Annotated in this window: 19 protein-coding genes, 1 pseudogene and 1 riboswitch; of the genes and pseudogenes, 9 read left to right on the forward strand and 11 right to left on the reverse strand. The window is 58.7% G+C overall.

The genetic code is table 11. From position 1 onward, the window contains the following. Positions 1 to 42: 42 nt before the first annotated feature. The 6 genes from GAO09_RS21620 to GAO09_RS21645 form a co-directional block, all read right to left on the reverse strand. Positions 43 to 1,323, reverse strand: a complete 1,281-nt coding sequence (locus tag GAO09_RS21620; RefSeq protein ID WP_153357379.1) for a D-tagatose-bisphosphate aldolase, class II, non-catalytic subunit — start codon at positions 1,321 to 1,323, stop codon at positions 43 to 45. A gap of 1 nt (position 1,324) precedes the next feature. Then, positions 1,325 to 2,269: a tagatose kinase gene (locus tag GAO09_RS21625; protein ID WP_153357382.1), complete on the reverse strand. Its 945-nt coding sequence runs from the start codon at positions 2,267 to 2,269 to the stop codon at positions 1,325 to 1,327. Positions 2,270 to 2,288: 19 nt separating this feature from the next. Beyond that, positions 2,289 to 3,251 carry an ABC transporter permease gene (locus GAO09_RS21630; RefSeq protein ID WP_153357387.1) on the reverse strand — a complete coding sequence of 321 codons (963 nt, stop codon included), beginning with the start codon at positions 3,249 to 3,251 and terminating at the stop codon, positions 2,289 to 2,291. After that, a complete protein-coding gene (locus GAO09_RS21635) occupies positions 3,248 to 4,765 on the reverse strand; it encodes a sugar ABC transporter ATP-binding protein (RefSeq protein ID WP_153357390.1) in 1,518 nt (505 codons plus the stop codon). Before GAO09_RS21635 ends, GAO09_RS21630 begins: the two co-directional genes overlap by 4 nt. Before the next feature lie 181 nt (positions 4,766 to 4,946). Next, the gene (locus GAO09_RS21640) at positions 4,947 to 5,840 is read right to left on the reverse strand and encodes a substrate-binding domain-containing protein (protein WP_209018785.1); all 894 of its coding nucleotides are present in this window, start codon (positions 5,838 to 5,840) and stop codon (positions 4,947 to 4,949) included. A 243-nt stretch (positions 5,841 to 6,083) separates the two neighbouring features. Further along, a riboswitch (cobalamin riboswitch) is annotated at positions 6,084 to 6,303 on the forward strand. 73 nt (positions 6,304 to 6,376) lie between these two features. Then, complete coding sequence (locus tag GAO09_RS21645) at positions 6,377 to 6,523, reverse strand: hypothetical protein (protein WP_153357395.1); 147 nt, start codon at positions 6,521 to 6,523, stop codon at positions 6,377 to 6,379. A 74-nt stretch (positions 6,524 to 6,597) separates the two neighbouring features. On the opposite strand from GAO09_RS21645, the gene nrdH reads away from it, so the two are divergent. From nrdH to nrdF, 4 genes and pseudogenes are all read left to right on the forward strand, one after another. Next, positions 6,598 to 6,819, forward strand: a complete 222-nt coding sequence (gene nrdH, locus GAO09_RS21650) for a glutaredoxin-like protein NrdH (protein WP_153357398.1) — start codon at positions 6,598 to 6,600, stop codon at positions 6,817 to 6,819. A gap of 6 nt (positions 6,820 to 6,825) precedes the next feature. Further along, positions 6,826 to 7,227 carry a class Ib ribonucleoside-diphosphate reductase assembly flavoprotein NrdI gene (gene nrdI / locus GAO09_RS21655; protein WP_153357401.1) on the forward strand — a complete coding sequence of 134 codons (402 nt, stop codon included), beginning with the start codon at positions 6,826 to 6,828 and terminating at the stop codon, positions 7,225 to 7,227. A 59-nt stretch (positions 7,228 to 7,286) separates the two neighbouring features. After that, positions 7,287 to 9,346: pseudogene (gene nrdE / locus GAO09_RS21660) on the forward strand (class 1b ribonucleoside-diphosphate reductase subunit alpha). 11 nt (positions 9,347 to 9,357) lie between these two features. Further along, positions 9,358 to 10,341, forward strand: a complete 984-nt coding sequence (nrdF, locus tag GAO09_RS21665) for a class 1b ribonucleoside-diphosphate reductase subunit beta (RefSeq protein ID WP_324184927.1) — start codon at positions 9,358 to 9,360, stop codon at positions 10,339 to 10,341. A 116-nt stretch (positions 10,342 to 10,457) separates the two neighbouring features. On the opposite strand, the gene GAO09_RS21670 is transcribed toward nrdF, so the two are convergent. The 3 genes from GAO09_RS21670 to ftsZ all read right to left on the reverse strand — a co-directional run bounded on the left by GAO09_RS21670 (position 10,458) and on the right by ftsZ (position 13,799). After that, on the reverse strand, positions 10,458 to 11,459 hold the full coding sequence (locus tag GAO09_RS21670; RefSeq protein WP_324184867.1) for a LacI family DNA-binding transcriptional regulator: 1,002 nt from the start codon (positions 11,457 to 11,459) through the stop codon (positions 10,458 to 10,460). 246 nt (positions 11,460 to 11,705) lie between these two features. Continuing rightward, positions 11,706 to 12,482: a cell wall hydrolase gene (locus GAO09_RS21675; protein ID WP_324184868.1), complete on the reverse strand. Its 777-nt coding sequence runs from the start codon at positions 12,480 to 12,482 to the stop codon at positions 11,706 to 11,708. 348 nt (positions 12,483 to 12,830) lie between these two features. Continuing rightward, positions 12,831 to 13,799: a cell division protein FtsZ gene (ftsZ, locus tag GAO09_RS21680; RefSeq protein ID WP_153357410.1), complete on the reverse strand. Its 969-nt coding sequence runs from the start codon at positions 13,797 to 13,799 to the stop codon at positions 12,831 to 12,833. A gap of 172 nt (positions 13,800 to 13,971) precedes the next feature. On the opposite strand from ftsZ, the gene GAO09_RS21685 reads away from it, so the two are divergent. Together GAO09_RS21685 and GAO09_RS21690 are read left to right on the forward strand one after the other, a co-directional pair. Continuing rightward, positions 13,972 to 15,228 carry an MFS transporter gene (locus GAO09_RS21685; protein ID WP_153357413.1) on the forward strand — a complete coding sequence of 419 codons (1,257 nt, stop codon included), beginning with the start codon at positions 13,972 to 13,974 and terminating at the stop codon, positions 15,226 to 15,228. An 81-nt stretch (positions 15,229 to 15,309) separates the two neighbouring features. Then, positions 15,310 to 16,071: a 2-keto-4-pentenoate hydratase gene (locus tag GAO09_RS21690; protein WP_153357416.1), complete on the forward strand. Its 762-nt coding sequence runs from the start codon at positions 15,310 to 15,312 to the stop codon at positions 16,069 to 16,071. Between the two features lie 57 nt (positions 16,072 to 16,128). Here the strand turns inward: GAO09_RS21690 and scpA are convergent, their stop codons facing one another. Both scpA and GAO09_RS21700 read right to left on the reverse strand, forming a co-directional pair. Next, a complete protein-coding gene (gene scpA / locus GAO09_RS21695; protein WP_324184928.1) occupies positions 16,129 to 18,288 on the reverse strand; it encodes a methylmalonyl-CoA mutase in 2,160 nt (719 codons plus the stop codon). 294 nt (positions 18,289 to 18,582) lie between these two features. After that, a complete protein-coding gene (locus GAO09_RS21700) occupies positions 18,583 to 18,795 on the reverse strand; it encodes a hypothetical protein (protein ID WP_153357419.1) in 213 nt (70 codons plus the stop codon). A 187-nt stretch (positions 18,796 to 18,982) separates the two neighbouring features. Between GAO09_RS21700 and GAO09_RS21705 the strand changes: the two genes are divergently transcribed. Genes GAO09_RS21705 through GAO09_RS21715 form a run of 3 tightly spaced genes read left to right on the forward strand, consistent with a single transcriptional unit; the run spans position 18,983 to position 21,829 of the window. Continuing rightward, complete coding sequence (locus tag GAO09_RS21705; RefSeq protein ID WP_410767899.1) at positions 18,983 to 19,957, forward strand: TRAP transporter substrate-binding protein; 975 nt, start codon at positions 18,983 to 18,985, stop codon at positions 19,955 to 19,957. A 58-nt stretch (positions 19,958 to 20,015) separates the two neighbouring features. Continuing rightward, complete coding sequence (locus tag GAO09_RS21710) at positions 20,016 to 20,555, forward strand: TRAP transporter small permease (RefSeq protein WP_153357424.1); 540 nt, start codon at positions 20,016 to 20,018, stop codon at positions 20,553 to 20,555. Next, positions 20,546 to 21,829, forward strand: coding sequence for a TRAP transporter large permease (locus tag GAO09_RS21715; RefSeq protein WP_153357427.1), 1,284 nt, complete (start codon positions 20,546 to 20,548; stop codon positions 21,827 to 21,829). The genes GAO09_RS21710 and GAO09_RS21715 overlap by 10 nt, the downstream gene beginning before the upstream one ends. The last annotated feature ends 40 nt before the right edge of the window (positions 21,830 to 21,869 follow it).

Consider the following 21,869-nt stretch of genomic DNA (forward strand, 5'->3'; position numbering starts at 1 on the left):
CGCAGTTCAATCAAAACTCCTGCGCCGGTGCAAGCCGCGCGTTTACGCGCGGCAGGCTTCGAAATAATCTTCCAGCACGCGGTCAACGGCGGCAAGAGCGAGCTCACGAGCCTTCGGCTGAACCTTGCCGTCGCGCACCGGTACATAGGCGCCGGTCAGATACTGGCTGATCAGCGTCTCGGGGATTTCGACGCCATCCAGCAGGTCGAATAGCGTTTTGACGGCAGCGTCGATCTCCGGCTGCGGCCAGTAATAACGGACGCGGTCGCTGTAGCTAAAATGGCGCTGGATATGCTTTTCGGCTTCCGAACCGTGGTAATATTTGTCCCAGTTCTTCGGATCCGCCGTCAGCACACGTTCGACGGTGGCAATCAGCGTTTCCGAACGTTTTCCGGCAAACAGGAATTCGGCGATCTGGTCGAGGCCGTAAAAGGCTTCGCGCAGCGCAAAGGTGAGGCCGGGACCGACCTTCAGGATGGCGAAACCATCCAGCACCAGCTGGCGCAGCATTTCGCGGGTCTGGTAATCGGTGGAATGCGCCTCGAACACCATGCCCGGCATGTCGGACAGCGTGGCGCTGAGCGCCTTGGCCTTTTCCGGCTCGTAGGGGATGACATTCTCGTTGCCATATTCGACGCCCGGCTGCACGACGGCGCCAACGACACGAGAGAAGGCGTCGGTTACGCCGGCAGCTTCAAAAGCCTTGGCGTGGATGGTGATGGTTTCGCGGGCGGATTCCGGCTTGGTGACTTCGAGCACATCAAGCTCTTCCATGGCGCCGCCGGGGATCGGCACTTCTGTGCCGACGATATAGACCGGCTTGACGCCATCCGAGCCCTTCAGCGCGGCTTCAGCCACGGCGGCAAGACGTGCGGCGCGTTCTGCGGTCAGAGCATCCGGCAGGGCGACCGGTTCGCCGGCGCAGCCCATGCTGGTGTCGAGATGCAGTTTGGTGAAGCCGGCCAGCGCAAACGCCTCGATCATCACGCAGGCCTTAGCCATCGCCTCTTCGGCAGCTAAGTTCTTCCACGGATTGGGGCCGAGATGGTCGCCGCCGAGGATGAGCTTTTCGATCGGGAAACCGACCTTCTTCGCGATCTCTTCCGCGAAGGCGCGGAAATCGGCCGGCGTCATGCCGGTGTAGCCGCCATCCTGGTTGACCTGATTGCAGGTGGCTTCGACCAGCAGATAGGCATCCTGCTTCATGGCATGCAGCATGGAGGCCTCGATGACCAGCGGATGCGCCGAGCAGATCGACGGAATGCCCTTGACGCCAGAACCATTGTACCAGTCGGCGATGTCGGTGAGGTAGCTCTGTTGCATGTCAGGCATTTCCTTGCGCTTGAATGAGTGCGTCGAGTTCGGCGCGGGTAGAAGCCCCTTCCATCGGGCCGGCCTTGGTAACCGCGCGGGCGCCCGAGGCATTGGCATAACGCAGCACTTCGGCCGGGTGCATGCCCTTCAGCCAGAAGGTGACGAAGGTGGCGCCAAAACAATCGCCTGCACCGGTCGGGTCGATTTCCTCGACCTTGTAGCTGGAAAGGTCGACCTGGGTGTCCTTGTCGAAATAGCTGGCGCCCTTGTCGCCGCGCTTGACGACGATGGCCTTGATGCCCTTGGCCAGCAGTTCGGCAACCGCTTCCTTTTCCGTCTTCGCCTCGGCGAACAGAAACAGTTCCTCGCCGCTCGGCATGAACAGATCGGTCTTGGAAAGAACCGTCTGCAACGCTTCGCGCATGCCGGGACTGTCCAAAATTTCCGGACGCAGGTTGGGGTCGAAGGAAACGGTGCCACCGGCGGCCTTGATACGCTCGACGGCTGTCAGGATGCTTGTAACGACACTTGGCGCGTACAATGCCGTGCCCATGACGTGCATATGCGTGCAGGTGTCGATGAGCGCGAGCGTCTTGTCCGACAGTTCGATTTCCCCGCAGGCGCTGTTGCGGATGTTGAAAACAAAGTTGCGGCCGCCGTCTTCGCGGTAGCGCACGAAGGCGCTGCCGGTCGTGCCCATGGCTAACACTTCGATGCCGGAGACATCGACGCCATCTTCCGTCAGGCGGTTGATGTTGACCCAACCGAAATCGTCATCGCCAACGCGCGAAATGATGGCGCATTCCTGGCCGAGTTTACCGACCTGATCGATGAAGATGGCCGGAGCGCCCGAAGGAAACGGGCCGATCAGCGGCACGGCTTCGCGAAAACCGTTGCCGCGATTGGTGGCGACAATTTCGACCAGGATTTCGCCGATGGTGAGAATTTTCGACATGGCTGTTTTGCTCTGCTGATTACTGCTTGGCGCGCTTCGAACGCACGTCGAGATAGACGGCGACGAGGATGACGAGGCCCTTGACGATGAGCTGGTAGAAGTAAGGCACCGACAGCATGTTCATGCCGTTGTTGAGGACGCCGATGATAAGGGCGCCGATCAGCGTGCCGATCATGGTGCCGACGCCGCCGGCAAGGCTGGTGCCGCCGAGAACGGCCGCGGCGATGGCATCAAGCTCATAGCTCATGCCGGCATTGGTTTGCGCCGAGAACAGGCGCGAGGAAAGCAGCACACCGCTGATTGCCGCCATGACGCCGGAAATCATGAAGATGATGATCTTCAGGCGATCCACCTTGATGCCGGAATAAAGCGCTGCCTCGCGGTTGCCGCCGGTCAGATAGGCGCGGCGACCGAATTTTGTCTTGCTCAAGAGGATATGGTTGAACAGGAAGAGCACGGCGACGACCCAGATCACGATCGGGATGCCGATAAAGCTCTGGGTGCCGATGGCGGTCCAGCTCGGTTCCATGATCATCGCCGGTGCGCCGTTTGTCGGCAAGCTGACCATGCCGCGATAGATGCCCATGGTCGCCACCGTGACGATGAAGGACGGCAGCAGGAATTTTGCCGTCAGCACGCCGTTGGCGAGGCCAAGAACGGCACCGGCTGCAATCGTCAGGATCAGCGCCGGCACAAAACTCATGCCGAAGGCGAAACATTGCGCCCCGACCATGCCGGCAACGGCGATGATCGAGCCGATCGACAAGTCGATTTCACCGAGCAGGATGACCCAGGTCATGCCGAAGGCGGCAATGGCGATGACCGACACCTGCTGCAGGATGTTCAAGAAGTTCGCCACCGACATGAAACGTCCGTTGGTGACGGAGAAGATCACGCACAGAACGATCAGCGATAAAAAGATACCGCCATACTGTTTCATGACCTGTTTGAAGGCGGCGCTGGCTGCGCTCTTGTCACTCATGATGCAAATCCCGTGGCAAAGTGCATGATCTTTTCCGGTGTCATCTGGTCAGGATCGGCAATCGCCGTCACCTTGCCTTCGCTCATCACGACGACGCGGTCGCTCATGCCGATAACTTCCGGAAGTTCGGAGGACACCAGCAGGATTGCCGTGCCTTCCGCCGCCAGTTGGCGGATGATCTTGTAGATTTCGAATTTGGCGCCGACATCGACGCCACGCGTAGGCTCATCGAGGATGAGCATCTTTGGTTTGGTCAGCAGCCATTTGGCCAGCACGATTTTTTGCTGGTTGCCGCCCGACAGCGAGCCGGCAATGGTATCGAGCGAGGCCGTCTTGATGGAAAGGCGCGCAACTTCGGCCTTGGCGGCTTCCCGCTCGCGCTTTCGCTTGAGGAAACCGAACAGGCTCGAAAACCCATCCAGCGCCACCATGGAAATATTGCTCTCGACGCTGTGACTGAGAACGAGGCCCTCTTCCTTACGGTTTTCGGTGACGAAACCGATGCGGCGTTCGATGGCCTCGACCGGCGAGGTGATTTTTACCTGCGCGCCGTCGATGGCAACGGTCCCGGCGAAGGCGTGGGCCATGCCGAACAGCGTGTTCATCACTTCCGAGCGCCCGGAACCGATAAGGCCAAAAAAGCCGAGAATTTCGCCGGGACGCACGTCGAAGGAAACGTTTTCGAATTCCTCGCCACGTGACAGGCCGTTGACGGAAAGAACCGGCCTTTCCGTGCTGGCGGGGGCGGCCACGTCACGCGGCGGATAGATCTCGTTCATGTCGCGGCCGACCATCAGCGCGATCAGTTCCGCGATCGTCACCTCGGTCTTGTCGCGCGTGGTGATATAGCTGCCATCGCGCACGACGGTGATGTCGTCGCTCAGCCGCATGATCTCTTCCATGCGGTGGGAAATGTAGATGATGGCGACGCCCTTTTCCTTCAGGCGGCCAATGATCTGAAACAGGATTTCGGCTTCACTGTCGCTGAGCGAGGAGGTCGGCTCGTCGAGAATGACGACCTTGGCGTCGATGCTCAAACCCTTGGCGATCTCGACCAGCTGGCGCTGAGCGATCGAAAGATCGCCAACCTGATCCGTCACCGAGACCGGCAGGCCGAGTTCCTTCACCAGTTCGGCCGCCTTGCGCACCAAAAGCTTGTCGTTGATGAATCCGCCGCGAGACGGCTCGCGCGTCGCCAGAATGTTCTCCGCAACCGTCATGTTGTTGCAGAGGCTGAGCTCCTGAAACACGATGGTGAGGCCGGCCCTGGCGGCATCCTGCGGATTGGTCGGCGCATAAGGCTGGCCATCGAGCAGGATCGATCCCGTCGTCGGCTGATAAACGCCGGCCAGGATCTTCATCAGTGTCGATTTGCCGGCGCCGTTTTCGCCGAGGATCGTGTGAACACGGCCGGGACGAACCTTGAGCTGCATGCTCTTCAGTGCCTTGACCGCGCCGAATTCCTTCGACATGTCGCTGATTTCGAGGATCACGTTGTCGCCTGAAATTGCCATGGCGTCACCTTATCTACGAGCGCCGCGCGCGATCATCGCGCCGCAAGCTGCTCCTTATTCCTGATCATGCAGAGCTTCGAAAGACCTGCAGATTTCCGGTGGCCCACCTGGGGGAGCGGACCACCGGAGGAGGCAGTCTCGACACGGAGACCGCCTCATGCGCAGAGCGTCTTGGGAGGACTTACTGCTTCTTGGTGTAGACGCCGGGTACGATCGGCTGTTCGGCCGGCACTTCCTCGCCTGCCTTCAGCTTGATCGCGGTTTCGACGGCGAGCTTGCCCATCTGGTCCGGGAACTGCTGGATGACGCCAACGAAATCCGGATCGGCATCAACTGCCTTGATGGCTTCCGGCATGCCGTCGAAACCGATGACCTTGACCTTGCCGGTCAGGCCGGACGACTTGACGGCAACGGCAGCAGCGAGAGCCGCATCATCGCCGAAACCGAAAATGCCGCCGATATCCGGGTTGGCCTGCAGCATGTTCTGGGCAACGGCCAGCGCTTCGGCGCGGGTAATGCCGGTCTGGATCGATACGATCTTGATGTCCGGGTGCTTGGCAATGGCTTCCTTGAAGCCGTTGACGCGGTTCACTACCGACTGCACGAGCGGATAATCGATGATCGCGACTTCGCCCTTGCCACCGAGCTGTTCGGCCATCAGTTCACCGGCCTTGACGCCACCGGCATAGTTGTCGGTGCCGATATAGGAAGCAACCTTGGCGCCTTCGACCGGCACGTCGACGGTGATGACCTTGATGCCGGCAGCTTCTGCGCGGGCAACGGCTGCGAGAGCGCCCTTGCTGTCGACCGGCGACATGATGATGACGTCGACGCCCTTGACGATGAAGTCTTCGATGTCGGCGAGCTGCTTGTTCAGGTCCTGGTTGGCGATCGAGATTTCGACCGACACGTTCTTGGCCTTGGCTTCGGCGGTGATCGCCTTGGCAAGCTCGTTATAGAAAGGATGCTGCTGCGTGAGCAGCGAAGCGCCGATGCCTTCGGCGTGAGCCGCAACGGCGGCAAGCGAAAGGCTGGCGGAAACCAGCAGGGTCTTTGCGAAATTCTTGAGGGTCATATTCATTCCTCCCCGTCCTTGAGGCCTTATGAGCACACATCCACCAGCGGGCCTCCTCTTGCCGGCAGATGCATTATCATATGTTCTAAATTTTACGCGCGTCAATATTTAAAGATTCATACGTAAATAAATTTGCGTGAAAAAGTTCGCCCAAAAAGCAATGCGGGAGCTCGGCCATAGATTCCCCCCGCCTTTTGTCCGGGGCGGAGCGACATAGTTGTTGACGAAATTTTCAACACATCTACTATATATAGTGTTCAAGGTTCTTCCGATTCGCTTTGGAAGCTAAGACGGGAATACGGTGCGTGAAGCCCATGATGGGCGCCACAATGCCGGAGCTGCCCCCGCAACTGTAAGCGGCGAGCATTCGATCAATCAGGCCACTGACGCCAAAAGCGTTGGGAAGGCGGAGCGAATGTCGTGACCCGTAAGCCAGGAGACCTGCCTTGCACGAAACGTCCACGGGCGGGGTGTCCGGAAGGTCGCGTATATGTGCGGGATGATCCTGCGTGTGCGCTTCCCCCAATGCTCCGTATTCAATGCTTCGGGGTGAAGTCTAATGTTTTTGAGTTTCGGTAAAATGTCGGCGCGTCGGCCCGCAGCCCCATGCTGGTCTGGGCCATTTCTGCACGGGCTGGCATGACGGGCGTCTGACGCTCAGCCATCATCAGCGACACCTTCATTTCCCATCGTTTTCGCCCGGATATCGGCTGATCTCCGAACGCTTACCCATGCCCATTTTTCATAAGGAACGACCATGACCATCACAGTCTACAGCAAGCCCGCTTGCGTCCAGTGCACCGCGACCACCCGCGCTCTCGACCGTCAGGGTATTCATTACAGCGTCATCGACGTATCGACCGACGCCGACGCTTATGAACTGGTGCAGGGCCTCGGCTACCGGCAGGTGCCGGTGGTGGTTGCCGGTGAGCAGCATTGGGCAGGCTTTCGGCCGGACATGATCAGCGCACTTGCCTGATGCACCATGGCCGAGGGTGAGATCGTCTATTTCTCCACGAAATCGGAAAACACCCACCGGTTCGTGGCAAAGCTGGGTCTGACCGCCCGGCGCATTCCGATTAGCAGCGACGAGATGCTTTGCGCGCCAAATCCCTTTGTCCTGATCGTTCCGACCTATGGCGGCGGCGAACAGAAGGGCGCCGTGCCGAAACAGGTGATCCGCTTCCTTAACGATGCGGACAACAGATCCAACATTCGCGGTGTGATTGCCGCGGGAAACACCAATTTCGGCGCGGCTTATTGCATCGCCGGGGACATTATTTCCGCAAAGTGCCAAGTGCCTTTTCTCTACAGGTTCGAGCTTCTGGGCACGCAGCAAGATGTCGATAACGTCAGACACGGATTGGAACGATTTTGGACACGCTAGTGCTCGACAAGCCCCTCAAGCCGGCCGAAACGGGGCTGGATTACCACGCCCTCAACGCCATGTTGAACCTTTACGACGAGCGCGGCAAAATCCAGCTCGACCGTGACCGGCAGGCGGCCAAGCAATACTTTCTCCAGCACGTCAACCAGAACACGGTGTTCTTTCACAACCTGCGAGAAAAACTCGATTACCTTACCGTCGAAGGCTACTACGAGCAGGAGGTTCTGGATCAGTATTCGTTCAATTTCGTCCGCGACCTGTTCGACCACGCCTATGATAAAAAATTCCGCTTCCCGACCTTCCTCGGCGCCTTCAAATATTACACCAGCTACACGCTGAAGACTTTTGACGGAAAGCGTTACCTCGAGCGCTACGAGGACCGTGTCTGCATGGTGGCGCTGGCGCTTGCCCGCGGCGACGAGAAGCTCGCCCACGATCTCGTCGATGAGATCATATCCGGCCGTTTTCAGCCGGCAACACCGACCTTCCTCAACGCCGGCAAAAAACAGCGCGGCGAGCTCGTCTCCTGCTTTCTCCTGCGCGTCGAAGACAACATGATTCGGCGCTGCAGCTTTCCAAGCGCGGCGGTGGCGTGGCTCTGTCGCTCACCAACCTTCGCGAAATGGGGGCGCCGATCAAGCAGATCGAAAACCAGTCCTCCGGTGTCATTCCGGTGATGAAACTGCTTGAAGACAGTTTCTCCTACGCCAATCAGCTCGGTGCGCGCCAGGGGGCCGGGGCCGTCTACCTGCATGCCCATCACCCGGATATCATGCGTTTCCTCGACACCAAGCGCGAGAATGCGGATGAAAAAATCCGTATCAAAACGCTGTCACTCGGCGTCGTCATACCCGACATCACTTTCGAACTCGCCCGCAACAACGAGGACATGTACCTGTTCTCGCCGCATGATGTGGAGCGCGTCTATGGCGTGCCGTTTACCGAGATTTCGGTGACGGAGAAATATCAGGAAATGGTCGAGGACGGCCGCATCCGCAAAAAGAAGATCAAGGCGCGCGAGTTCTTCCAGGTCATCGCCGAAATCCAGTTCGAAAGCGGTTATCCCTACATCATGTTCGAGGACACGGTGAACCGCGCCAACCCGATCGCCGGCCGCATCACCATGAGCAATCTCTGCTCGGAAATCCTGCAGGTCAGCGATGCAAGCGAATTCAACGATGACCTCTCCTACGCCAAGATGGGCAAGGACATTTCCTGCAATCTCGGTTCGCTCAATATTGCCAACGCCATGGACAGCAGCGATTTCGGCCAGACAATCGAAACCTCGATCCGGGCGCTGACCGCCGTATCCGAGATGAGCAACATCACCTCGGTGCCGTCGGTCGCCAAGGGCAATGACGACAGCCACGCCATCGGTCTCGGCCAGATGAACCTGCACGGCTATCTCGCCCGCGAACGGATTTTTTATGGTTCGGAAGAAGGCGTCGACTTCACCAATATCTATTTCTACACGGTTGCCTATCACGCGGTGCGCGCCTCCAACCGGATAGCGGTCGAGAAGGGCAAGAGCTTCAAAGGTTTCGAAAACTCGAAATACGCCACCGGCGAATATTTCGACAAATACACCGAGGCCGAATGGCTGCCGGCAACCGGGCGTGTCGCAGAACTTTTCGAAACCGCCGGCATCCATATTCCGACACAGGACGATTGGCGGGACCTGAAGGCCGCTGTGATGGAAGGCGGGCTTTATAACCAGAACCTGCAGGCCGTTCCGCCGACCGGATCCATCTCCTACATCAACCACTCGACCTCATCGATCCACCCGATCGTGTCCAAGATCGAGATCCGCAAGGAAGGCAAGATCGGCCGCGTTTATTACCCGGCGGCCTTCATGACCAATGACAATCTCGATTATTATCAGGATGCCTACGAGATCGGGCCGGAGAAGATCATCGACACCTATGCGGCGGCAACGCAGCATGTCGATCAGGGCCTGTCGCTGACGCTGTTCTTCCGCGATACCGCCACGACCCGCGATATCAACAAGGCGCAGATCTATGCCTGGAAGAAGGGCATCAAGACCATCTACTACATCCGCCTTCGCCAGATGGCGCTGACCGGCACGGAAGTGCAGGGCTGCGTATCGTGTGCGCTGTGATCCTTCAGGAAATCGATCCCATGAACATCGCCGTCAAGCCCGCCGCCGCCATTCGTGCCATCAACTGGAACCGTATCGAGGACGACAAGGACCTTGAAGTCTGGAACCGGCTCACCAGCAATTTCTGGCTGCCGGAAAAGGTGCCGCTGTCAAACGACATTCCCTCATGGGCGGCGCTGAAACCGAACGAGCAACAGCTCACTATCCGCGTTTTCACCGGTCTCACGCTGCTCGACACCATCCAGAACGGCGTTGGCGCCGTGCGGCTCATGCAAGATGCCATCACCCCACACGAAGAAGCCGTGCTTTCCAACGTCTCCTTCATGGAAGCGGTGCATGCGCGCTCCTATTCCTCCATTTTCTCCACTCTGTGCTCGACGCCAGATGTCGATGATGCCTATCGCTGGTCGGAGGAAAACGAATTCCTGCAGAGGAAGTCGGCGCTGATCATGAAGCAGTATGAAAGTGGCGATCCTCTGAAGAAGAAGATCGCCTCGGTCTTCCTCGAAAGTTTCCTGTTCTATTCCGGCTTCTATCTGCCGATGTACTGGTCGAGCCGCGCAAGGCTTACGAACACCGCCGACTTGATCCGCCTGATCATTCGCGACGAGGCCGTGCATGGCTATTACATCGGCTACAAGTTCCAGCGCGCCGTGGAACTTCTGCCGGAGTCAAAACGTCAGGAGATCAAGGATTTTGCTTTCGACCTGCTGCTGGAGCTCTACGACAACGAGGCCAGATACACCGAAGACCTCTATGACGGCGTCGGCCTGACCGAGGACGTCAAAAAGTTCCTGCATTACAACGCCAACAAGGCGCTGATGAATCTCGGTTACGAAGCGCTGTTCCCGGCCGACGCCTGCAAGGTCAATCCGGCAATCCTTTCGGCGCTCTCACCCAATGCCGATGAGAACCACGACTTCTTCTCCGGCTCCGGCTCTTCCTATGTCATTGGCAAGGCGGTGGCGACGGAGGACGAAGACTGGGATTTTTAACCCGGACACCGGGTGGTCGATGCGGATACCGGTATCCTTGCCGGTATCCGCGCACCATCAGGCATCCAATGATATCGTAAACAGAGGACGAGACCGGAGGAATGGCCTCGTCTGCTTCATCCGCCCCTCACGGAACCGCGCCAGATCAGTTCAGCAGTGAGCTTGCACGAATGATCATCGGTCAGGCTTGGCTGGGCCAGCCATGAAACAGCCTTTTGGGCAATTTTCTCGACCGGCTGTGCGAATGTGGTGAGGTGATAGGACGACCAGGAGGATTGCTCGATATCATCGAATCCGAGCACACAAAGATCGTCCGGTACCGAAAGCTTGAACTGATGACGCGCGGTATCCATCACCCCGCAGGCCAACAGATCATTGGCGCAGAATATCGCATCCGGGCGTTTTTCTCGGGTGAGCAGCCGTTGAGCCAATGTGACCCCACTTTGATACCGCGTTGGCCCGAAGCGTTCTATCACGACCTCGACCCCATGCTCGCGGGCGGCCTCGCAAAATCCCTGCTCACGCGCCACAAGGCTCGGTGTCCCTGCATCGGAATTCGCAAAGGCCATGCTGCGGCAGCCGGCACGAAGAAATGCGATGAATGCCCTGCGCGCCGCATCACGATCATTCAGGTTGATCATCAAAGCGCCTTCGCGCTGTTCGTCGCGATTGATCAGAACGAGACGCTGACCGCTCTTGACGCAAAGATCGGTAATGGATTTGTCCGGCATGCCCGACAGGACGATTGAGGCATCGGCACGATAGCTGATGGCCAATCTCAAGGCATCATCGACATTTTTATCGGCGCGATCCGTATTGATCAGCATGGCGATCTTCGAAACGTTCTGAAGCTGTCGTGAGAGCTCGCGGATAAGATTGGCGCGATAGGGGGTATCGATTTCGGAAACGATCAGGCAGACCAACCCGCTTTCGTTGCGCATCAGTCCACGTGCAAGATGGTTGACATGATAGCCGAGCGCTTCCGCGGCCTCTACGACGCGCTTGCGCGTTTCGTCAGCGACGCTAGCCCCCGGCGTGAATGTGCGTGACACTGCGGAGCGCGACACACCCGCTCGTTCGGCAACATCCTTCGCGCTGACGAAAACTTTCCGACTCACGTCCTGCCACTCCACATCTCTCTAATCGTTTTTATGCAAGCGTGTGCAACAAACGTATGACATGGATAAGGTGACAGCCGCGAGCGGATCCGTATACCCGGACGGAAAACCTGACTGAATGCCCCGACGGATCCTGACCTGACGGCACGCGATCATGTCGGTAAAACTCAGACGAATGGACAGACAAGTCGTTCTACGACAGGCCGCAGAACGCGATCCATGCTATCGGCGTCGAGATTGACCGGATCAGCGATATATCATCATCCGTTGCGCCAATGCCGCTTGCTGGCTGTCGGCAAGCGGCTTGGGCGCCGGCACGGGAATGATCATCGGAAGCGGTTCGGATGTCGCCATGGCTGGTCGTGGAACAGGCACGGCATCTTGCGCCACCGGCGAGGCGGAAACATCGCCCTGAAGTGCGGCAGCCTGCGGTACGGCAATTTCGTTCGGTGCCGCCTCAACAGAGGTTTGAACCGGCGCCTTCTGCATCACCGGAGCATTTGCAAGCTCGGTCAATGCCATTTGAGGAGCGGCCAGGCTCTGGCCAGCCATCGCCAGCATGTAGCTCCCGGTTGGCAAAGGTTCGGGTGTTTGCAATTCACCGTCACGGCCGCGCTTCTCATAAAAGGCATTGCCACCGGCAACCGTGACATAGCTCATATTTTTGTAAGGGAACTTGAGACCGTTGGTGTGGAAGAACATCGCATCCTTCACGTCCGGGTGGCGTTCGCCGGCCAGAATGGCCTCGCTGGCGCCTTCCAGATCCGGTGCGGTCGCTTCGTCCATGGTCCGCGTCATCACGCCCGGTGCGAACTGATTTCTCTGGGCAACCACGCCACAAATCGTATCGGGATAAGCTCCAGAGGTCATGCGGTTCATGACGACCGTGCCGACAGCCATGAAACCCTTGCGGCTGGTGCGTTTCGATTCGAAATACATAGCGCGCTTGAGGCATTCGCGGTCTTTTGAGGTGTAGTGATAGACCTGCTTTGCCGGGGTCGGCGCGGCTTTTTTGGTCTCCACAGCAGGGGCTTCGACCTTGGTCGTGTTACAACCTGACAGACATGCTGCAGACAGGATCAACGCCGGCGCCCAATAAGAACCGCGGAAATTTATCATAGGCATGCCATCATCAAAAATTTCAGAAAAACGATTTGCGTGAAAACGGATACCTGCAATTTTAATTTACCTCAAGCGATTTGATGATTTTTTGTCACGCTTGAGAATTTTATGCCTATTTCGCAGTAAACGGCGCCAATTAAAAACCTCTTCAATAGCCACACAAAAAGGCGTTTGCGCGGGCCAGATGTGACAAAAAAACGGCGGCACGATTTTTCGCGCCGCCGTCATTTGAGAAGTTCAGGAACCGCGTTATCGCAAGCCGCCTTCCAGCCCTGTCGCAACGACCGACACACGGAAACGGCCATCGAGATTGCGATCGAATATCGCGCCAACGACGATATCGGCTTCGGCCTGCACTTCGTCGCGGATGCGGCTTGCCGCCTCGTCGACTTCGAACAGCGTCATGTCGGAGCCGCCGGAAATCGAAATCAGAACGCCGCGTGCACCCTTCATGGAAATATCGTCGAGCAGCGGGTTGGCGATCGCAGCTTCCGCGGCAGCCAGCGCACGGCCTTCGCCAGATGCCTCGCCAGTGCCCATCATGGCGCGGCCCATGCCCTTCATTACCGATTTCACATCGGCAAAATCGAGGTTGATCAGGCCTTCCTTGACGATCAGGTCGGTGATGCAGCCGACACCGGAGAAAAGAACGCGGTCGGCGGTCATGAAGGCATCGGCAAAGCTGGTATTGGCATTGGCGATGCGGAACAGGTTCTGGTTCGGAATCACGATGACCGTATCGGCGGCCTGACGCAGCGCCTCGATACCAGCATCGGCCGTCTTCATGCGACGGTTACCTTCGAAGGTGAACGGCTTGGTGACAACGCCGACGGTCAGAATGCCGGCGGAGCGCGCCGCATGGGCGATCACCGGAGCCGCGCCCGTGCCGGTGCCGCCGCCCATGCCGGCGGTGACGAAGCACATATGCGAGCCTGCCAGATGATCCATGATCTCATCGATCGATTCTTCCGCTGCAGCACGACCGACATCCGGCAGCGAGCCTGCACCGAGACCTTCGGTAATCTGGGCACCGAGCTGGATGCGGCGCGATGCCTTTGAGGTTGCCAGAACCTGAGCGTCGGTATTGGCGGCGATGAACTCGACGCCGCTGAGGTTTTCCGAAATCATGTTGTTGATGGCATTGCCGCCGCCGCCGCCGACGCCGACGACCGAGATATGCGGCCGCAGGCCCGTAATGCCGCTCTTTGCGTCCGTCATCGTATTCTCCTTCGGCGCGCTTGGTTGTGCCGCCTTCTCTGGCAGCGAATCGGAGCGCAAATTAGACGCCCCGAATAGCTTAAGCCAGATAAAAGCGGAGAGCGCCGAATATCACCGGAACCGGAGGCGTTTTGCGCCGTTAAGGCGCACCCTCGCCACCGGATTTCTCGGCATGACCACCACCACCGCCAACCTTGGCAGCCGCTCCATCATCGCCCTCGCTTTCCTAAACTTCTTTCTCGCCGATGCCCGTGACGGACTGGGTCCGTTTCTGGACGGCTTTCTCGCCACACGTGGCTGGTCGCCGATGACACTCGGCATGGTCGCCACGCTCGGCGGCGTGCTGGGCATGATCGCCACGCCGCTGTTCGGCGCCTGGGTGGACAGTTCACGCCACAAACGGATGCTGATCTGCATTCCGGTCGTGCTGGTCACGGCCGCAGCGCTTTGGACCCTGATGGCACCCGGCAATTTCTCCGTCTTCGGCGGACAATCGGCCACCGCCATTGTCGGCGCCATCATAGGCCCTGCCCTGATGGGGCTGACGCTCGGGCTCGTGGGCGAAAAACGGTTTACACGGCAGGTATCCGCCAACGAGTTCTGGAACCATGCGGGCAATGTCGCCTCGCTGGCGGCCATCTATGCCGCAACCGTGCTGTTCGGCATGGCCGGCAGTATTGGCCTGATGATCATCACCGCAGTAGCGACACTGATCGCCGTGTTCATGATCGATCCCGGTGCGATTGATCACAAGGCGGCGCGCGGGCTTGAGCAGGACGATGGCGCGCCCGGGCCTTCCGGTTTTTCGGTCGTCTTCGCCAGTCGCGGATTGATCATGCTCGCCATCACCCTGATGATCTTTCATTTCGGCAATGCGCCGATCAGCCGTCTGATCGCTCAGGATTTTTCCGTGCAGCTCGGTACGCCTTTCCGCACCACGGCCATCACCACCGGCGTGGCGCAGGTGTCGATGATCGCCGTGGCGCTGGCCACTCCCTTTCTCATCCGCCGGTTCGGCCTATCCTTTGTGTTTATCGTCGCCTTGACCGCATTGCCGATACGGGGTGCGATTGCGGGAACATTCACCAGCTTTGACTGGATCTTTCCGGTTCAGATTCTCGATGGCGTGGGTGCCGGCCTGATCGGCATTGCCACGCCGCTCGCGGTCGAACGGATCATGGCAGGCACCGGCCGTTTCAATGTCGGGCTGGCTTCGGTGATGACCATTCAGGGGATCGGCGCATCAACCAGCAATATCGCCGCAGGTTGGCTGACGGATCTTGGCGGCTACAGCCTTGCCTATTGGGTGCATGGTAGCGTCGCGGCCCTGGCGATTGCCACCTTCATGCTCGGCCGCAAGGCAATCGTGCCGCCGGATCACCGCGCTGACAGGGACGGTGCCATCACATCTGAACACCTGACGGCTTGAGCGGCGTACCGTTGATGGCAAAGCAAGGCTTTACCTTGGCGGCAGGCTCCGCAATCATGGCGCCGCTATGGGAGTGCTTTGATGACGAATGAACAGCTGACCGATGCGGACGCCGATAGCGTGATCCGCGAACTGGAACGACTGCGGAAAAGCGGTGAACGAGTTGCCACAAGCAGCTTTGCTCGTTTCCCCGTTATGGCGCAGATGATGGACCTGCAGGAACGGGTGTCCCTGGACGGCAACAAGCAAAATGCCTGGAAGGTGGCGCGTTCACCCGACGGCGTTCCGGTCGTGGCCCGCCTGCATCCGCTGATCGAACAAAGCGCCGGTGCGGCCCTGTCGTGGCGCAAGGACATGCTGCTCGAAATCGAGATCGCGGTCAGGCTCGGCAAGGAACTGCCGGTCAAAGCTACACCCTACCAGCGAAGCGACATCCTCGACGCGATCGCCACCGTTCATCTCGGCGCGGAAATGGTCTGGACCGTTCTGCTCGAGGCCGGAAAAGTGTCATTTCCGCTTTATATGGTCGATCGCCTGGGCAATGACGGTTATGTGCTCGGGCCGGACCTCGGCCGTGAATTTCTCGAACCTTCCAGCACGCCAGCGCTTTCGATCCGCTCGGGTTCGGACAGTATCTTTGATGCCCCGGCAAAACATGCGACCGGCGATGTGCTGACCTGGCTGCTGGATTACGCCAATCTGACTGAGCGGCCGGCTGACCTGCTCAAGGCAGGCACGTTGGTCACCACCGGCACGCTGTGCGGCGCGATCCCGCTCAAGCAAGGTGGCCAGTTCGATATCGACATGGCGGGCGCGCCTGCCTTCAATTTCTCGCTGACCTGACGGGAATGTTGGCCGGGCGGCGGTAGCGCCTGCCCGGCCAAAACTCACTGCCAAAAGTTACTGGTTGCGCAAGCGGCCTTCCATCAGATCGATGATGGCGCGGGCCGCATCCAGCACATTGGTGCCCGGCCCGAACACGGCCGCGACACCGTTTTCGATCAGATAATCGTAATCCTGTCGCGGAATGACGCCACCGACCACGACGATGACGTTTTCAGCGCCCTTGGCTCTCAGCGCCTCGACAAGCTGCGGCGCCAACGTCTTGTGGCCCGCCGCCAGCGACGACATGCCGACCACCTGCACCTTTTGTGCAATCGCCATGTCCGCCGCCTCTTCCGGCGTCTGGAACAACGGACCAGCAAGCACCTCGAAACCGATATCGCCAAAAGCCGACGCAATCACCTTGGCACCACGATCGTGCCCATCCTGCCCAAGCTTGGCGACCATGATTTTTGGCTTGCCGGCACTTTTGCCGTAATCGGCAAGACGCGAGACGATCATCTTGTATTCCGGGTCATCGGCATAGGCTGGACCATAGATATCGCCGACAACCTCCGGCACGGCCGCATGATCGCCAAACGACTGGCGCATCGCGTCTGAAATTTCGCCGACGGTGGCGCGCGCCCGTGCCGCCTCGACCGCCGCTTCCAAAAGGTTGCCCTTGCCGGATTGCGCGACTTCGGACAGGGCTGCAAGCGCCTGTTCCACCGTCTTCGGATCACGCTGGCGGCGCACCTCTTCCAGCCGTTTGATCTGGGCATTGCGCACGGTCGTATTGTCGATGGCGAGGATGTCGATATCATCCTCGTTTTCCAGACGGTATTTGTTGACGCCGACGATGACCTCTTCGCCGCGGTCGACCTTGGCCTGACGCAGCGTCGCCGCCTCCTCGATCAACCGTTTCGGCAGGCCATCGGCCACCGCCTTGGTCATGCCGCCAAGGCTTTCGACGTCCTCGATCAGCGCCCATGCCTTTTCGGCCAGCTCGCTGGTCAGGCTCTCGACATAATAGGAGCCGGCCAAAGGATCGACCACCTTGGTAACGCCCGTCTCATGCTGCAGGATCAGCTGGGTATTGCGGGCGATGCGGGCGGAAAAATCGGTCGGCAGCGCCATCGCCTCATCCAGCGCATTGGTGTGCAGCGACTGGGTGCCGCCGAGCACGGCCGACAGCGCCTCATAAGCCGTGCGGATGACGTTGTTGTACGGGTCCTGTTCCTGCAGCGAAACACCGGAGGTCTGGCAGTGGGTGCGCAACATCAGCGAACCGGGCTTTTTGGGCTCGAACTCTTCCATGATTTTTGACCACAGAAGGCGGGCGGCGCGCAGCTTTGCCGCCTCCATGAAAAAATTCATGCCGATCGCGAAGAAGAACGACAGACGGCCGGCGAAATCATCGACATTCAGACCTTTGGCAAGTGCTGCACGCACATATTCACGCCCGTCGGCCAGCGTGAAGGCCAGTTCCTGCACCAGCGTCGCACCGGCCTCCTGCATGTGATAGCCGGAGATCGAGATGGAGTTGAAACGCGGCATTTCCTTTGCCGTGTATTCGATGATGTCGGCAACGATCCGCATCGAAGGTTCCGGCGGATAGATATAGGTGTTGCGGACCATGAACTCCTTCAAAATGTCGTTCTGAATGGTGCCGGAAAGCTCCGCCCGCGAACAGCCCTGTTCCTCGCCGGCGACGATGAAGGAGGCAAGGATCGGAATGACCGCGCCGTTCATGGTCATCGACACCGACATGTCCTTCAACGGAATGCCGTCGAACAGGATTTTCATGTCCTCGACGCTATCGATCGCCACACCCGCCTTGCCGACATCGCCTTCGACGCGCGGGTGATCGCTATCGTACCCGCGATGGGTGGCGAGATCGAAGGCGACGGACAAGCCCTTCTGTCCGGCCGCGAGGTTGCGACGATAAAAGGCGTTGCTCTCCTGCGCAGTCGAAAACCCCGCATACTGGCGGATCGTCCAGGGACGCCCCGCATACATGGTCGCGCGTGGACCACGCACGAAGGGTTTGATCCCCGGCAGCGTGTCGAGATGGTCGACGCCTTGCAGATCTTCCGCCGTATAAAGCGGCTTGATATCGATGCCTTCAGCAGTGTGCCAGACGAGCTTTTCCGCAGATCCCTTCAGTTCCTTTTCGGCAAGGACCTGCCAGTCCTGCGGCGCCGTAAACGATACGTCTTCGGATGCGTTCGTCTTCACCTTGTTATCCGACACCGATGTCCTCCTGTCTGGGTCATTATCGCGGCACCTGTTCCGGTGCCATTCTATAGCTAGTGCGCAACCGGGCCGAAAGAAGCCGTGGCAGCCGTGAATTCTGGGCAGACGAAGCACGATGACGTGTGTTCAAGGTCCGGGCGCGAGCACGCGAAAAGTCTTGCTAAAGCGCAAAACAGGCTTCACGCGCGAATGTCTTTCCCAACAACAGTTTTGGCATTCATCAAATATAGAATCAAGATTTACATCAATATAACTGCGACAATTTCACCGTCATACTCATTTCGAGATGATATCACGCATGATCATCACAACATCTGCACCATACCGATCACAATCATCATCATGATTTTTATGGATGGTGCCATCATACAACGAAAAATGGCGGAAATATTTTCCAATATTAGCCAGTCCCGATGCGACGTCTTGTACATTGACGATAAAAAACCGCAGTCCTAGCCATGTGAACGTCGAACGAGGAGCGACGCCCACATGAATTTTTCCATCAAAATCGATGTCGTCACCCCGGCGCGGACCGGTGCTCTTTCGATCGGCCGGCGCTGACTGGCGCGTCGCGCGCCTTCACATGGGGAGACTGTAATCCGGCAATCGGGAAGGCCGGTCAGAAGATTTCAAGTCGCACTTAAATCGTACTGGAGGAAATACAATGAAAGTAAATTTGAAGACCATTCGCTCGCTGTTTCTCGCGGCCGGTGCCGCCGGCATTCTGATGAGCTCGACGGCCATGGCGCGCGATTTCCGCTCCGCTGACATTCACCCGAACGACTATCCGACCGTGCAAGGCGCCATGTACATGGGCAAGCTGCTGTCGGAGCGCACCGGCGGCAAGATGGGCGTGAAAGTGTTCCCGAACGGCGCGCTGGGTGACGAACGCGGCACGATCGAACAGCTGCGCATCGGCGGCCTCGACATGCTGCGCATCAGCGCCGCCGTGGTCAACAACATGGTGCCGGAAACCATCGTCATCTCGCTGCCGTTCATCTTCCGCTCCACCGAGCATGAACGCAAGGTTCTCGATGGTCCGATCGGCGAGGAAGTGCTGAAGGCCCTGGAAAAACAGGGCATGGTCGGCCTTGCCTTCTACGACAGCGGCTCGCGCTCGATGTACACCAAGAAGCCGATCAGGACGCTGGCCGACCTCAAGAACATGAAGATCCGCGTACAGCAGTCGGACATGTTCGTCGCCATGGTGCAGGCACTGGATGCCAACGCCACGCCGATGCCAATGGGCGAAGTTTATACGGGCCTGAAAACCGGCATCATCGATGCGGCGGAAAACAACTATCCCTCCTACGAATCCTCGCACCATTTCGAGGCGGCCAAATATTTCACTCGCACCGAACATGCCATGGTGCCAGAACTGCTGCTGTTCTCCAAACCGATCTGGGACACGCTGAAACCGGAAGATCAGGCGATCATCCGCAAGGCCGCCAAGGATTCGGTCATCGAGCAACGCCGTCTGTGGGATGAACGCGAAACCAAGTCGAGAGAAGTCGTCGAAAAGGCCGGCGCCATCATCGAGGACGTTGCCGACAAGCAGGAATTCATCGACGCGATGAAGCCCGTCTACGACCAGTTCGCCAAGACGCCCGAGCTGCAGGATCTCGTCAAGCGGATCCAGGCAACGAAATAGCTCCTACCGGAAGCAGCCCCGCCAAAGCCGGGCGCTGCTTCCCCTTCCGAGGAATGTCATGAACGCTCAAATCGAACCGGGCGCGGTGCATCTGCCGCCCATGACCGGATGGCTGACGCGTGTTAACGCGCCGCTTGCCAAGGCCGGCATGATACTGGCCATTTCAGGCCTTCTGGCCCTTGTGGCCATCGTTTTCTACCAGGTGTTCGGCCGTTATGTGCTGAACGACAGTCCCAGCTGGACGGAGAATATGGCCATCGTGCTGATTCTCTACGTCACAATGATCGGCGCGGCCGTCGGCGTGCGCGACGCCGGGCATATCGCCCTCGATTCCCTGACGGTCCTGCTGCCCTATCGCTGGCAGCGCGTCATGGAACTTATCATCTATTGCACCATCTGCGTGTTCGGCGCCGCCATGGCCTATAACGGCTGGCGGCTGGGCTGGTCGGTGGCGCCCTACCTGATGCCCAATCTGCATGTCACCGAAGCGGTGCGTTACATCCCGCTCTCAGCTGCCGGCGTGCTGATCGTGATGTTTTCCATCGAACATATTTTTGCAATTTTCCGTGGCGCGGAGGTCGTACCGTCATGGCACTAACAATTCTCTGCATCACCTTTGTCGCCTTTCTCGTCATGGGCATTCCCGTCGCATTCGCGATCGGCCTTTCGGCACTCTGCACCATTCTTTATGAAGGCCTGCCGGTCGCGGTCGGCTTCCAGCAGATGATGGCGGGCATGAACGTGTTTTCGTTCCTCGCCATCCCCTTCTTCATCTTTTCCGGTGAGTTGATGCTGCATGGCGGTGTCGCCGACAAGATCGTCAACGCGGCGAAAGCCATGGTCGGCCATGTGCGCGGCGGTCTCGGCATGTCCAACGTCGTCGCCTGCACCCTGTTCGGCGGCGTCGCCGGTTCACCCGTTGCCGACGTTTCGGCCATGGGCGCCGTGATGATCCCGATGATGAAGAAGGAAGGGTATGACGCCGACTACGCGGTCAACGTCACCACCCATGCGGCGCTTGTCGGCGCACTGATGCCGACCAGCCACAACATGATCATCTATGCGCTGGCCGCCAGCGGCAAGGCTTCGATCGGAGCATTGATCGCCGCCGGCATCATGCCTGCTCTTCTCCTGATGGTCTGCAATCTCGGCGCCGCCTATTATGTCGCCCGCAAACGCGGTTATCCGGCCGGCACGTTCCCCGGCTGGCGCATCGTGGCCCGCTCGTTGGCCGCTGCGGCACCCGGCATGCTGATCGTCGTGATCATTCTTGCCGGCATCATTTCCGGCATTTTCACCGCGACGGAATCGGCATCGATCGCCGTCATCTACACGCTGCTGCTCACCTTCTTCATCTACCGCACCATGACCTTAAAGGCATTTCTGGAAGCGGCCGCCAAGACGGTGAAAACGACCGGCATCGTGCTGCTCCTGATCGGCGTGTCGACCATGTTCCAGTATCTCATGGGTCTTTATGGCGTCGCCGACATGACCGGCGAGTTGATGGCGCATATTTCCACCAACCCGATCGTCATCTTCCTGATGATCAACATCATCCTGTTCCTGCTCGGCACGTTCATGGATATGGCCAGCACGATCCTGATCTGCACGCCGATCTTCCTGCCGATCGCGATGCAATACGGCATGGACCCGGTGCAGTTCGGCATCGTCATGCTCTTGAACTGCGCGCTCGGCCTCAACACCCCGCCGGTCGGCACCACGCAGTTCATCGGCTGCGCCATCGGCGAAATCTCGGTGGGCGAGGTGATGAAATCGATCCTGCCCTTCTACAGCGCGCTGTTCCTCGCCATGGCATTGGTAACCTATGTGCCGATGTTCTCCATGTGGCTGCCGCGCCTGCTGATGCACTGAGGCCAGAAACCCTTTAAAAACGACAGCGCCCGGCCCTCGA

The sequence above is a fragment of the Endobacterium cereale genome (assembly GCF_009617585.1).
Classification (GTDB): Bacteria; Pseudomonadota; Alphaproteobacteria; order Rhizobiales; family Rhizobiaceae; genus Neorhizobium; species Neorhizobium cereale.